The organism is Yersinia enterocolitica subsp. enterocolitica (assembly GCF_901472495.1).
GTDB lineage: Bacteria > Pseudomonadota > Gammaproteobacteria > Enterobacterales > Enterobacteriaceae > Yersinia > Yersinia enterocolitica.
In genome coordinates, this window is sequence record NZ_LR590469.1 from 1,535,943 (window position 1) to 1,550,041 (window position 14,099).

The following is a 14,099-nucleotide window of genomic DNA, read 5'->3' on the forward strand; positions in this document are numbered from 1 at the left end:
ACCCGCTGAGGAACCCCATAAGACAACCCGATATTGAGACCATTAGTTATTGAGTTTTACTGCATTTATTGCAGCAAAAGTTCGGCTTGATGGGAGATTTGTGAACCTGATCTCACCGTCATATCATAATTGTAAATATCTGTTCTAAACTGCGGTTTACCGTCATCAGCCACCCATGCCGTCAGGTAATAGAGTTGTACCGGCACGCGTTGGCGGATGTTGACATAAGTAGTATCGCCTTGTTTCAAGGTCGAGGATACCCGAGCATCATTCCAGCCGGCATCCTGCAACAGCATATTGGCTAAATCAGAGGCTTTATTCACCCGAACACAACCAGAGCTCAGCGCGCGGATATCTTTCTGGAACAAGCCATGGTTCGGCGTGTCATGCAAATAGATTGCATCTGAGCTTGGCATATTGAATTTGAACCGCCCCAAGGAGTTGCTGGCACCTGGTGCCTGGCGCAAGCGGTACGGGAAATTGTTCGGTGAAATCATGCTCCAGTCAATCATCGAAGGATCGACGACTTCAGCATCATTACTCCAACCGGACAAGACGGTATAGCCATGACGCTGGAAATAGCTGGAATCGTAACGTGCTTTCGGCACGATATCCTGACGCACCAGAGAGGTCGGCACGTTCCACGGCGGGTTCACCACCACATTATTCAGCGCACTACTCATTAATGGTGTTTTACGGCTTGGGCGACCCACAATCACACGGGATGAAAGCACCTGTGTGCCATTTTTATAATAATTCAGCGAATAGTTTGGAATGTTAACCATGATGCCGTTATCCACCCGCCCCGGCAAAATGCGCAAACGCTGAATATTCAATGCTAACAATGTCGCCCTTGTCTGCGGAGAAACATTCAACCACTCACGCGTCCGGGCACCGATAACGCCATCATCACTCAGACCATGCCAGCGTTGAAAACGTTTGACTGCCTCCATTAGCTCTGGCGTATAGACATTGTCGGTCACTGTAGCCGTCACTGGCGCAGAGGATGGAGCAACCACGCCACTGGTCACCGGCGTATCTGCAACAGGTGCCGCTGATGGACTAACCACCAGGCTGTGGGCCTGGGCGCGGCTTTTCTCTTCATCGACGGAGAGGTCATCATTCACCACCGCCACCGCCGGATTATCAACCGGAATGACTTCCGGAGTTTGTACCGGCGCTGACACAACCGGATGCAACATGCCGGTTCTGTCGAGAATCTCCCGTAAAGCAGGTATATCGTCGCTTAGCTGGCCTGGGCGTAAACTCGGGCCATTGGCCATTTGTGGCCACGGGCGGCGGTCGGCTAGCATCTCTTTCAGCGCCTGATGCATTTTTTCATATTGAGGATGCTGAGGTGCCAGGGACGCCAGATATGGAGCAGTAGTACCCTCATGCACCGCCTGCTGCCAACGGTTTAAAATCGTAGCAGGTGGCATCGCCATCTTGTACGGCACATTGCTGTACAACCAGACACTGCCATTCGCACCGACACCTGAGATAAAGTGCAAATAGCCCAGCATCGCGTCGGACAAAATAACGTCGCGCGCCAAACCGGTAATGGCCGGATCACTCAGCCATTTCACCCATTGCATAAATTGTGGTTGGATACCGGAGAGTGCCAGTTCCGCTAATTGTTGCTGGAAATGCTGAACAGCGGCCCGGTCTTGCCACATAGGTTGCATATGGTTTGCAGCATAAAGCACAGCCAATTCAGAAGAATAGAACGGCGTAACGTTTTTCGGTAATACCGCCAATAATTGGGAACGGCTTTGGGCCACCGACATGCTTTGCGATGCAGGTGAGCGCGCCGACGATAAATCTACAGGCATGATAGGTGCTGTGGCCGATACGGTAAATGTAGGCATCAAGCTACAGATTAAAGCGCAATATAACGCGAATGCGCGTTGCGGATTTCTTTTTTCTACCGACATTCTATGCCCCCGGTATGCTTATCTAAGTACGTCATAGTTTGTCGTAACCCTTCTTCCTTGAAGTCACAGCATGTTAGCGGCTCAGCACGATTCTTTCGTTAACTGCAACACCACTTTCTTTGGGTATTAATATTATTATACAAACAGAAATACCACTAAGTAGCCAATAATATAAATTTAACCATTTATGTACGCTAACAGATTTCCCTTGCTTATAAAATATAACCCTCAGATGTGACAACAAATAAAAATGGCCGCTAGGCGGCCATTGACGAGAATTAATTATTATTACGTTCTTGTTGAACAATAATTAACCATCAGGTCATTGCTCAACGGGTATAGATGGCAATGTTGGTATTTCATTTGCAAAACCGCGCAAGCCAACCACGTGTACATGTTCATGGTTTTGGAAGACTTTTCGCACCAGCTTATAGGTGGTCCCTTTTTCTGGGCTGATATTTTCTGGCGCAGCAATAATTAATTGCATTTCTAACCGCTCACACAATTCAAATAATGTCGCGATAGATTTTGCATCCAAACGCGCAGCTTCATCGAGGAACAGTAAGCGGCACGGCGAAATATCTTTACCGCGTAAACGGCGCGATTCTTCTTCCCAACTCTGTACCACCATCACCAGAATAGACATACCAGTACCGATAGCCTCACCGGTAGACAGTGCGCCACTCTCGGCACGTAGCCAGCCATCAGCACCGCGGTTAACTTCAACTTCCAGCTCTAAATAGTTACGGTAATCAAGTAACTCTTCGCCGATGGTTTGCGGTAAACGCTGGCCCATATCCATTTGTGGGTTCAGGCGCTGATACAGTTTTGCCAGTGCTTCAGAGAAGGTCAGACGATTACTGTTGAACAAGTCCTGATGTTGCTCTTGTTGTTCAGACAGCACATCCAGCAAGGTCGCATGAGCTTCGCGCACATTCACATTTAGCCGCACACTCTTAACCTGGCCGAATGATACCGCTTGCAAGCCCTGATTCAGCATACGAATCCGGTTCTGCTCGCGCTGAATGGTTTTACGAATGATATTCGACACACTTTTCGAGCTGATGGCCAGTTTCTGTTCGCGGGCGGTCAATTCTTCGGTCAAACGGCCCAGTTCAATCTCCATTTGCTCAATGGCTTCGACTGGGTCATCAGTGCGGATAATATCCTGACGGATACGCTCACGCAGATGCTGATACACCGCAATATAGAATTGGATTTTGCGCTCAGGCCGTTTGGGATCTTCAGACATACGCAGCACATCGCGTAAATGCTCATTATCCGCTACCGCCAGACGCAATGCCCCCAGCGCCTTATCCGACATAGAACGCAGCTCATCGCCATCCATATAGGCCAGCTCTCGGCGATGTAAACGGCGCTCAACACCATTATCTTTCACCATGCGCATCACCGCACACCAACCCGCTTTCGCATTAACTACCTGCTCACGAATCTGATGATAATCCCGCTCCAGTTTGCGCAGTTTCTTCTGCAAACTGTCCATCTCGGCTTCACAGAAGGTCAGTTGTTTTTCCAACTGATTACGGCGCGAACGGTTAGTGCTTAGTGCAGCATGCAGTTCATCACGACGGGTACGGGCACGCGCTTCGGCATTAGCATCGGCCTGAACGCCAATATCCACCAGCTCCTGACTCAACTCTTTGAGCATGTCACGTTTGGCATCATATGAACTTTTCAATGACGCCAGCACTTGATTGTATTGGGTAAACTGCGCCTGATATTGACGTAGCTGCTCACGGGCGCGAGTACGCTCCGCTTCTGCCTGTTCCAGGCGCTGACGCAGTTTATCATTAAGGTCAGAGTTTTCGGTCAACATCCCCGCAGAATCGGTATAACCAAAGTGCGCGCGACGCTGCACCACTTCAACTAAAGCGAATGCTTGCTGCTTGGCCTGACGCTGACTGTTCTGCGCCTGCGCATAGTTCTCTTTTAACTGTTCGTGTTGCTGCGGATCGCTTTGCAATACCGCCAACAGCGGTTCAAGTTTAGTCAGGGACGCACCGTGTTTCTGAATATGGCGTGCCGCTTCTTGTGCTTCTGTCAGCTCTTCCGTAATTTCTTCAACACGGTCAGCCAGAGTATCGTCAAGCAACAATGACACTAGCGGGATCAAACGATTAAGGGCTGAAATGCCCTCTTTGGCTTGTTCGAATTGCTGACGTTGTTGCTGATTTCTTTCTTCATGCGCGTTCAGAGCGCGTTCGATTTCTCCACGGCGGGTATTCAGCAACCGAATCTCTGCTTCCGGATCAGAGTCGAATGCCACCGCCAGATGAGAACCAATAAACCGGCTGAATGCCTGATGTAACCGTTGCGTTTTTTGCACATCAAACGACAGCGTCGCATAGCGCTCTGCCAGGCTATCACGTTCTTGATACAGCGCTTCTAGCCGATTTTCACGGGCTGCGCGGCCAAACAGTGGCACTTCTGGATAGCGGGAGTAACGCCATTGGCGATCGGCAATTTTCACCACCACCGCTTTTTCAAGTTCTTCGACGGCAAAGACACTGTCATCAAATGACTGCGGGTCCCCTTCGATGAGATACAAATCTTCCGGGCAATCTTCCAACCCTGCCAATTGGTCGCGCACTAATGACAAATCAGGCACCACAATACCGTGGCGAGACGGGCCATACAGCGCGGAGAAGTATGGTGCATCATCAAGAGTCACATCGTCGTAAATTTCGGATAACAGCACGCCACCAAAACGCTCGGCCAACGCAATCATCCGTGAATCTTCAGCACCACTTGGCTGGCTCAAGCGCTCAATTTGAGCATCAATAGCCCGTTTAGCTGCCGCCACTTCGTCACGCTCGACGGTGGTTTCGCGCTCGCGCTCCAGCAACTGCTGCATACATTCCGTCACTTGACGGCTGTCTTCCAGCGCCTCACCGCTCTGCTCACTCAGTTGGCTCAGGGCATCTTGTGCCGCCAGCCAAACCGGGGCACGCGCCGTCAATTCCTGAATTTTGAGCTTAATTTGCTCGAGTTCCTGACGCATTTCCATGCGCCGCTCACCGGCATCACTGACACTGAGAGAAAGCTCTTCAACCGTTGATTCCAACTCACGTTGCAGCTCTTCCAGCTCTTCCGGTTGATAGGCTTGCCCCTGGCGTTTACAGAACTCTTGCAACAAGCGCTCGGCATCTTGCTGCGCGCGTAAACGCTGCTCCAGTTCGGACAAACGCATGCGCAATGGTTGAACGCGTTCGGCCAAATGTTGCTGCGACGGCCAATCACGCAATAATTCACGGGCAGTTTGCCAGGCCTCGCTGCGGCTAACCTGACCGGCGATACTCACCACTAACTGGTAGGCTTGCTCAAATTGACTGTGTGCGGCGTCAGCGACACTCAGCTTTTGCTCAAGTTGCAATAGCGCCTCGGTGGCTTCCTGCTCTTTGGCTTGGAAAGTTTCCAGCCAATCTTCGGCGTTATCCGCCGTTAATTCAGGTAACTGGCACAGCGCACGGGCACGTTCCAATGCTTGTAATGCTTGCTGATACTGAATGGCACGGGTCTGCTGAACATCCAGCGCTTGCTGATAATCAGCCAACTGGCTTTTCAGTTCATCCACTTCCAACTCAGCGGCTTCGGCACGAGCTTCGTTATCAGCCTGCTGTTCGCTGGCCTCCGCGACAACTTCATTTTGCTCTTCCAACCGGTAAGTCAGCTCTTCCAAATCACTTTGGTAGCGCTCGATTTTTTCTTGCTGGCGCATCGCGGTTTGCACCAGACTCAAGTGGTCGCTGGCGGCCTGATAATCAGTTTCAAGATCAGACTCAGCCCCACTTTGCTCAGCCAGCTCACGAGACATCTCGACATGGCGATACTGCTCGGTCACCAGTTGTTTGCGGCTAGCCAGCAACTCACGACGCAATACCAAAGCGCCGTCAAGATGAATGCGCCGCTCATTGGCATGGCGCATATAGTCAGCGGCAACGTAGGAGGTCGCTTCGGAAATCAGATGCTTAAACAGGTCACGGTCGGACTGAGTAACACGTATAGCCTCAAGGGTCATACGGTTTTCGCGTAACGCCGCTTCCATATCCTGGAAAGCTTTACGTACCCCGCTGTTTTCTGGCAATAAATAATCGCGCAGCGAGCGAGTAATCGCGCTGGAAATACCGCCATACAATGAGGCTTCAATCAAACGATAGAATTTGCTGCGGTCAGCAGAAGAGCGCAGACGTTTGGGAATTACACCCAAATCAAACATCAATGAGTGGTAATCGGTGATGGAGTTAAATTGCTTAAACTGCACCCCTTCCATTGCTTCAACACTTTCTTTCAACTCTTGCAGTGACAACACGCGCGCTTGGCGCTCACCGACAACTTCAGTGAGGATCTGTGTTGGTTGAATCGCCGTCGGAAGGCCTTGAATAGTGAACGGCTTGATATCAACTTTGCGGTCACGCCCTGCGACTTGTTGTAGGCGTACCCCTACAATCACCCGCTGATGGCGGGAGTTGACCACATCTAAAGTGGAGTAACACACGCCAGCGCGCAATTTACCGTGCAAACCTTTATCACGAGAGCCGCTGGTAGCACCCGCTTCGGTGGTGTTACGAAAGTGCAGCAAGGTCAAGTCTGGGATCAATGCAGTGACGAAAGCCGCCATAGTGGTGGATTTACCCGCACCATTCCCCCCTGATAAGGTGGTGACCAGCTCATCAAGATCGAAGGTTCGGGCAAAGAAACCATTCCAGTTAACCAAGGTCAGTGAGCGAAATTTACCGCGTTCAATCATTCCTGTTCATCCTCTGCACTGTCCGTTGCATTTCTCATGGTGATGTCGCTTTCATCGCTTTCATCATGGAGTGACAGACTGTTCTCTACTGCCATAGCTTCGCCATCGCGGATCATACGCAACTGAGCTTCACGTGGATCATCGCCACTGCGCACATCGGCACCGAAACGGAATACCGCCTCAGTGATGCGAAACTTGCTGCTGTCATTGCCCATAAAGTAAATCATGCCCAAACGGCGCAGCCGATTGAGCGAGGTGCGTACTTTTTCCTGTAACTTCTGCTTATCTAAATCCGAGCCGGTTGAGCGCTGGTTAACGAACTTCAGCAATTTGCTCTCATCGGCCAGGCTTAGCAGCTCTTCGTACAACTCGTGTTGGGCGAAAATACCTTCATGAGCCAGACGTTCCGGGCTGAGATACAGGTAACAAAGAATTTTGCCCACCATCATATCCAGCTCAGATAACACTGAGCGCGGGATAAGCGTGGTAGAACGTGGGCGCAGATAGAAGAAACCTTCAGGTGCGCGAATTAACTCCACGTTATAGCGGGTATAGAACTCTTCCAGTTGCTCCTGAAAATCCATCAGGAAAGCATGATTATCCAGCTCATCAATCCCGATATGACGGCCAGCGCGCAACTGGCTATCCAGTGCCGGAAACAATGAGTTGGCCAATGCCTGAGCCAGCTTAACCGGCATTACTACTTCAATATTTGTTGATGACATGTGCCTGCACCTTGGCTCCGTAATCATTGATTGCCAGCCATTCAGCTGGTAACCCTGAGAAATCGGCTTCGGCCACACCAAGGCGAACAGCCTGGTCGACCAGGATACGAGCCACGTCAAAATGACGAGCACGCGGATATTGCGCGAGATAATCGCGCATAACTTCCCCCAGATTGAGCGGCAGTTTTTGCTGTTGATACACCAGCAACGCCTGTTCAATCATGGCGGCCAACTGCTCACGGATGGCATTAAATTCTTCAAATTCCAGATCCGGTGGCAGTTCCCCTGTTACCTCTTCACTACGCAGCGACAACTCTTCATCGCGCATATCCAGCAAGCGATCTGCATTGGCGTAGGTTAAGGCCCAAGGGTTATCAAAATAATTTTGCACCGATTGGCGCAGGCGCTGGGCGAATACCCGGTTTTTATCCATATCAATCGCAGTACGGATAAACTTATGCACATGACGGTCATAGCCAATCCACAGATCGATCGCCTGCTGGCCCCAACTGATAATACGGTCAAGTTTACTTTGTAAATCAAAGACTAACTTATCAACCAGATCCAAGCCTGCATTGCCGATAGTGGCTTCTTGAATCCGCAATAAATTTGCTTGAAGCTTATCACCTGCCGCTTCCAGCGTATCTTGCAACTCACGCAGTGTACCGGAGGTTTCTGACAGCAGCATTTCACAGCTGGCAATGGCGGCACGCCAATCTTGATTCAGCAGCGCCGCGATATCTTCTTTGACGCTATGCTGCTGCTCGTCCATCAAGCGCTGTGTCATATCGATGCTGTCAAAGATTTCAGCAACTGAATATTTAAGTGGGGCAAAGACGTTACGGTGCCAGTGGAATTCGTCACCGCCCTCTTCTGCCGCTTCTGCCGCCCGTTGCAGCTCTTGTGCCACAATCGATAACTGCATCGACAAGCGCAGAGTGGAAAATTCACGTTGGCGGATATAGTAATCGGTAATACCAATGCCCAATGGCGTCAGGCGATAAATAGCATTGCCATCAGCCATTTCGCTGGTAAAGCGGTTAAGCAAACGCTGGCGCACCATATCATTGATGGCGTTATTAGCGCGCACTGCCACGGTTTCTGTGGTCTGTTCAAAACCTTTGCTGACGTGACGAAATGCATCAACCAACTCGCCTTCGCTCATTTCACCGTCCAGCCGCTCACCGTTTAAGGTAGCAATAGCCATAAGAAAGGCCAGACGCTCTGTTGGCAGAGTAATCGAAAAATCATTTTTCCGCGCCCAGGCGACCAGTTCGGGTACTGTCTGGGAAAATTCACTCATAATGGGTCCTTCAGATTCGGCTTAAACGCCATGACATGCACGTAGCGCCCCAAACTGATAAAGGGCTCCTGCCGGCAATAGCGCTGTTCCAACGCCAATAATTCAGCAAACTCATCAACTTGTTGCTGTTTATTTTTCATGTAATCGTGAAACACCCGCACTCCCGTCTTACCGCTAATGGATAAACCCATTTGCTCAAGCCAACCATATACCGTCGGGGGATCTAAAGGGTATTGCGGCGACAACGAGCGCTGCCGACGTCTTTTAACGCCCGGTATCGCCAATTGAAAGTTACCTAATACCGCATTACGCATCACCAGCCCATTGGCATTGAAAAACATCAACGATAGCGCGCCACCTGGGTTTAGCGCATTAAAAAGTATTTGCAGAACTTGTTGTGGCTCTGCAATCCATTCTAAAACCGCATGGAACAATATCAGATCAACGGGCTGTGCTAAATGTTGGGTGATGTCCTGAGCCGCACTTTGTACAAATTGCATGTTGTGGCTCACACCTTTTTCTTCAGCCGCAATTTTTGCACGCTGGATCATCTCGGCAGACAGGTCACATAATAGAACCTGATGGCCCAATGCCGCCAATTGGCAAGCCATATGCCCTTCACCACCACCTGCATCTAAAATCCGTAACGGGCGTTGCGGTAACTGCGCTAACAGCCCGGTGATATCTTGCCACACCACCGCCTGACGGATCATTCCCTTCGTCGTGCCGTAGATATTGCGCGAGAATTTCTCGGCAATATCATCGAAATTGCGATCCTGCATGGACACTTGCTCCGCGATTGTATCTATAACTATTGATTTACCGGCCTTGATAGAGACTCGCAAATCAATGGCTACAGCAAAAAGAATGACTACCAACCTGCTATTTTGGCACAGCCTGACTTAGAATAAATCTTCTTGACCCCTAATCATCACCAAATGCCGTTTTTTCAGCCAAAAGGTTCCAGTTTTTATGCTTTTTACCCTAAAAAAGTTTGTTGGCGGCTTATTAATGCCATTGCCCTTTCTGCTTATCGTTATGGGGCTGGCGTTAATCCTATTGTGGTTTACCCGCTGGCAAAAAAGCGGCAAAACGCTTTTTACACTAAGTTGGCTGGCATTATTGCTTATTAGCCTGCAACCGGTCGCCGATCGCCTATTATTGCCGCTGGAAAAACAATACGCCACATATCAGGGAAATGACCCGGTAGATTACATTGTTGTCCTTGGTGGCGGCTACACGTTTAATCCGAATTGGGCGCCAAGCGCTAATTTATTCGCAAATAGTTTGCCGAGGGTAACGGAGGGGATCCGGCTATCTCGCGCCCATCCCAACGCCAAAATGGTATTTACTGGCAGCGCCGGCCCGAACAGCCAAAGCAGTGCAAAAACGGCGGCACAGGTAGCGGAAAGTTTAGGGGTTCCAGCGGCAGATATTATTGCCTTGGAGCAGCCCAAAGATACTGTTGAAGAAGCGGCAGCAGTGGCAGCATTGGTGGGTGATAAACCTTTTTTGTTGGTGACGTCAGCCAGCCATTTACCTCGTGCGATTAAATTTTTCACTGCCAAGGGGCTGCATCCTATTCCTGCCCCAGCCAATCAGTTAGCCATTACTACCCCATTACATAGCTGGGAGCGCACTATTCCGGCAGCCGCCTATTTAGGCCATTCCGAGCGTGCCTGGTATGAAACATTGGGGCTACTGTGGCAAAAGTTAACGGGCAATAAAAATGATGAATAAAGCTATTCTAACCAGGGTAAAAGTTGCTGGGCGGCATTATCAAATAAAGTGCGATCCAGATTACCGGTATGAATAAAACGGGAAACCAGTTCCCAAAGAGTATAGAGCCAGCGGCGCGCCACAAAAGATTCAGAAACCGGCGCTTTGCTAAGGTAGCGATAAAATAGCTGGCTTGGCATCCCCTCTTCACTGAGGCGGAATAAATCATACTCACGCGGTGCCCATAGCATTGGGCCGGGATTAAGCATCGCCAACAGTTGGTCACTGCGGGGATCTTTGAGCATACTGCGCAAAGTCAAATTGCCGTGAACCAGTACGGAACTGTCGTCAAAACCGGCGAAAAGACTATTTAGTGCTGCCCGAGCACGATAAAGCACCGCCCGATCTTCCAAAGTCATTAGGGGTGAATTCATATTAGACAGCGTGGCCCACAGCACTTCAACTCGTTGCTGATACCAACTAAACCAATCATTCTCTTGTGTGCTGTCAACATTGCCGACACACCCATGGCTATCAATCCGGTGCCAAGCTAATACTCCTTCAACTATCTGATCCATCAGCGCATTCCAACGCTCCCCTGTCCGAGTGGGTGCCTCTACCGAAACGCCACGTAAGCGTTCCATCAGCAGAATTTCTTTATAAGGGGATTGATGGGTCATGACTAAACCATACACCGTCGGCAAGCGGATATCACCTTCACGTGAGAGCATTGAAAGTTTATAGGCCTCTTGCTGCGCAATTCCCTGACAGACATAACTCTTTGCCAACAATGGGATAGCCTGCCCCTGCTGATTATACATCGCATACAAGTGGGCATATGGCTGCTCGCTGATGCGTTCAAGGCGGGTAATAGACTCCCCGAGCACGACACTTAACTCAGCTTTCAGTTGTTCCATAAGGCTTTGTCCGATTATCTGACGAAATAGATAATTCATAATGAGATGATGGGCTGAATATTTCCAGAACGCAGATCAAATAACATCCACAATAAAAATCAAACCAGCAGGATCGGCATAGAATGGGATAAAAAGGTAGGAATAATAACGCCAGACCCTATAAGCCTGGCGTAGAAATCTGAACAATAATTATTTATTGAGCATAATGGCTCTAACTCTGTCCAAATCTTCTTGGGTATCAACGCCAACTGCGGGTACTGCTTTTGCCACAGCAACGTGAATTTTTTCACCGTACCACAACACTCGCAATTGCTCTAACAGCTCGATTTGCTCAAGTTGACTCGGTGCCCAATTAACATAACGGCGCACAAAACCAGCGCGATAAGCATAAATGCCAATATGGCGTAAGAAACAATCGCCGATGGTTTCTTTAGACTGCGCAAAGCGCTCTCTTTCCCACGGAATAGCGGCGCGCGAGAAATACAGCGCATAGCCTTGTGCATCCATTACCACTTTCACGGCATTAGGGTTAAAGGCCTCTTCACTGCTTTCAATCGGCACAGCCAATGTTGCCATACCCGCACTGGAGGCTGCCAAATTCTCAGCAACCTGGCGAATAATCTCTGGTGGCACCAGTGGCTCATCCCCTTGCACATTGACGATAATTTGATCATCGGCAAAGCCATAACGCTCAATAACTTCCGCTAAGCGCTCGGTACCGGATTGATGATCAGCCCGGGTTAGACACACTTCGCCACCCGCCGCTTCAACCGCAGTCACCACTTCCGGATGGTCTGTTGCCACAATCACCCGGGAAGCACCTGACTCCAACGCTCGCTCCATCACATGTACTACCATCGGTTTGCCAGCGATATCCGCCAGTGGCTTGCCTGGTAGACGGGTTGAAGCATAACGGGCGGGAATTATAGCAATGAAACTCATGCGTGTTTCTCATCAATTGGCAGTGGGCGGGCTTCGTTTTCTAACAATACCGGAATGCCATCACGCACCGGGTAAGCCAGATTGTCAGCTTTGCATACCAATTCAAGGTTTTCTTTATTGAAGTACAACTTACCGTTGCAGACAGGACAGGCAACGATTTCGAGTAAACGGTGGTCCATACAACCTCCAAAATGGAGTTTAGCCAGCAGGAAAGTGGTCGAGGATACCATATCCGCCGATGCAGGTTAACTGTGTCGATACCATCACGCACATCAGGTATTGATAACAAAGAGTTATGTTAATCAATCTCAAGATAAGTAAATACAACCCACGGCCGGGATAATAAATGTTGGTTTTGTTATTGATATGTTGAATTGCGAGGAGTAATATTTTGTGACTGACATCACACAATTATGTACATCGAGTAAGAAATGAAAGTATTCCATAAAATCATTGCGCTGTTTGCTAACTTCAGCAACTAAACCGCAAAAACAAATAGAAGCACCTGCAAAAAGGCCCGGCGACAGAAAAAACTGTCGAACAGAGGCCAAAAAACTAACGGCTACCCTTGGGTAGCCGTTTCAGACTGCTGGCAAACCTCGGTAACTCGATCTTGCAAGGTGAAGGCAGGTAGAAGAGTAAAGCGTCCGCGCCAAGGATGGCGCGGGTCGAGCCATCAGGGATGATTTTACGGCGTCTTTATGATCTACCTGTTTTCACCGCTGCGGGCACTTTGTCAATAACCTCACGGCTACCCTTGGGTAACCGTTTCTTTAGAAGCGATTATCTCACCGCTTACTTAGAAAGCGATCACATCTGCGGCTGACGGCCCGTGAATACTACGATAAGTAGAGAATTCAACGTCCTGCCCTTCACTCAGTGATTTGTTTTTGGTGTTGGCAATGGCTGTCTTGCTGACATACACATCCAAACTACCGTCGTGTGGTGAAATGAAACCGTAGCCTTCGGACTGATTGAACCATTTCACGCGACCCATTTTTAACGTCATAATAAATTTCCTTTTACTGGGCATCCTAACAACTCATTTTTATTTATTGTTTAGATGCAGTTGCCCATCCTAAAGTTTTCTGATTAAACCTCTATGAGCTTGATTATATGAAAAAAACCCGCATAAACGCGGGCTTTAGAATTTTGCTATCCGGAGAGATGATTAACACATCAGCATCATCAATTTCCTGGATCATTCAAACATTATATTTCTGTATTACAGAGCAACAACGTTCGCAGCAGCCGGCCCGCGCGGGCTGTCTTGGATGGTATATTCAACACGCTGGCCTTCAGCCAAAGTCTTGAAACCATCAGTTGCGATTGCGGAGAAGTGAACAAACACATCTTTACCGCCATCATGCTGTTCAATAAAACCAAAACCTTTAGCTTCGTTGAACCACTTAACCTGACCAGTCTTCTTAGACATAATTCTTACCTTTACTATCAAATACAAATACTAATAAATCTGCCATAAGGCACTCTACGCCATTGGAATAGCGGGTCTGCAACAGGAACATTACTTATGGGAGTTACTTATCGGAGATACTAGGAGGTTCGTCTTTGAAGCGGCATCAAAAGATAACGTCTTGGGAGGAACTGCTTTGCTTTACTCTCGCACACTCTTACACATAAATAGGTCTGTAACACAGGCCGGCGGCTATTTACTCACAAAACAAATCACCATGCAACTTATTTTATCTGAGAACATGTTTTTATCTGGGAATATGTAGCAAACAGTAGCATCAATGAGATGCCACGCATAAAAAACCAATATTATCCGCA

The 14,099-nt window shown here is 49.0% G+C and carries 11 protein-coding genes; 1 reads left to right on the forward strand and 10 read right to left on the reverse strand.

Annotated elements, in window-relative coordinates:
- Positions 1-65: 65 nt before the first annotated feature.
- The 5 genes from ldtD to cmoM form a co-directional block, all read right to left on the reverse strand.
- Positions 66-1,934, reverse strand: coding sequence for a L,D-transpeptidase (ldtD, locus tag FGL26_RS07355; RefSeq protein ID WP_005170967.1), 1,869 nt, complete (start codon positions 1,932-1,934; stop codon positions 66-68).
- A 322-nt stretch (positions 1,935-2,256) separates the two neighbouring features.
- Positions 2,257-6,702 (reverse strand): chromosome partition protein MukB, encoded by a 4,446-nt coding sequence (gene mukB, locus FGL26_RS07360; protein WP_005170968.1) that lies wholly within the window; start codon positions 6,700-6,702, stop codon positions 2,257-2,259.
- Positions 6,699-7,427 carry a chromosome partition protein MukE gene (gene mukE / locus FGL26_RS07365; RefSeq protein ID WP_005170969.1) on the reverse strand — a complete coding sequence of 243 codons (729 nt, stop codon included), beginning with the start codon at positions 7,425-7,427 and terminating at the stop codon, positions 6,699-6,701. The genes mukB and mukE overlap by 4 nt, the downstream gene beginning before the upstream one ends.
- Positions 7,408-8,730, reverse strand: a complete 1,323-nt coding sequence (gene mukF, locus FGL26_RS07370) for a chromosome partition protein MukF (RefSeq protein ID WP_005170970.1) — start codon at positions 8,728-8,730, stop codon at positions 7,408-7,410. The genes mukE and mukF overlap by 20 nt, the downstream gene beginning before the upstream one ends.
- A complete protein-coding gene (gene cmoM, locus FGL26_RS07375) occupies positions 8,727-9,512 on the reverse strand; it encodes a tRNA uridine 5-oxyacetic acid(34) methyltransferase CmoM (protein ID WP_005170971.1) in 786 nt (261 codons plus the stop codon). The genes mukF and cmoM overlap by 4 nt, the downstream gene beginning before the upstream one ends.
- Before the next feature lie 190 nt (positions 9,513-9,702).
- Between cmoM and elyC the strand changes: the two genes are divergently transcribed.
- A complete protein-coding gene (elyC, locus tag FGL26_RS07380) occupies positions 9,703-10,470 on the forward strand; it encodes an envelope biogenesis factor ElyC (RefSeq protein ID WP_005170975.1) in 768 nt (255 codons plus the stop codon).
- 2 nt (positions 10,471-10,472) lie between these two features.
- Here the strand turns inward: elyC and FGL26_RS07385 are convergent, their stop codons facing one another.
- The 5 genes from FGL26_RS07385 to cspE form a co-directional block, all read right to left on the reverse strand.
- Positions 10,473-11,366, reverse strand: a complete 894-nt coding sequence (locus FGL26_RS07385) for a YcbJ family phosphotransferase (RefSeq protein WP_005170979.1) — start codon at positions 11,364-11,366, stop codon at positions 10,473-10,475.
- Positions 11,367-11,555: 189 nt separating this feature from the next.
- Positions 11,556-12,308 carry a 3-deoxy-manno-octulosonate cytidylyltransferase gene (gene kdsB / locus FGL26_RS07390; RefSeq protein ID WP_005170982.1) on the reverse strand — a complete coding sequence of 251 codons (753 nt, stop codon included), beginning with the start codon at positions 12,306-12,308 and terminating at the stop codon, positions 11,556-11,558.
- Positions 12,305-12,487, reverse strand: coding sequence for a Trm112 family protein (locus FGL26_RS07395; protein WP_005170985.1), 183 nt, complete (start codon positions 12,485-12,487; stop codon positions 12,305-12,307). Before FGL26_RS07395 ends, kdsB begins: the two co-directional genes overlap by 4 nt.
- A 620-nt stretch (positions 12,488-13,107) precedes the next feature.
- On the reverse strand, positions 13,108-13,317 hold the full coding sequence (locus FGL26_RS07400) for a cold-shock protein (RefSeq protein ID WP_005159937.1): 210 nt from the start codon (positions 13,315-13,317) through the stop codon (positions 13,108-13,110).
- 216 nt (positions 13,318-13,533) lie between these two features.
- Complete coding sequence (gene cspE / locus FGL26_RS07405) at positions 13,534-13,743, reverse strand: transcription antiterminator/RNA stability regulator CspE (protein ID WP_005159934.1); 210 nt, start codon at positions 13,741-13,743, stop codon at positions 13,534-13,536.
- Positions 13,744-14,099: the final 356 nt, after the last annotated feature.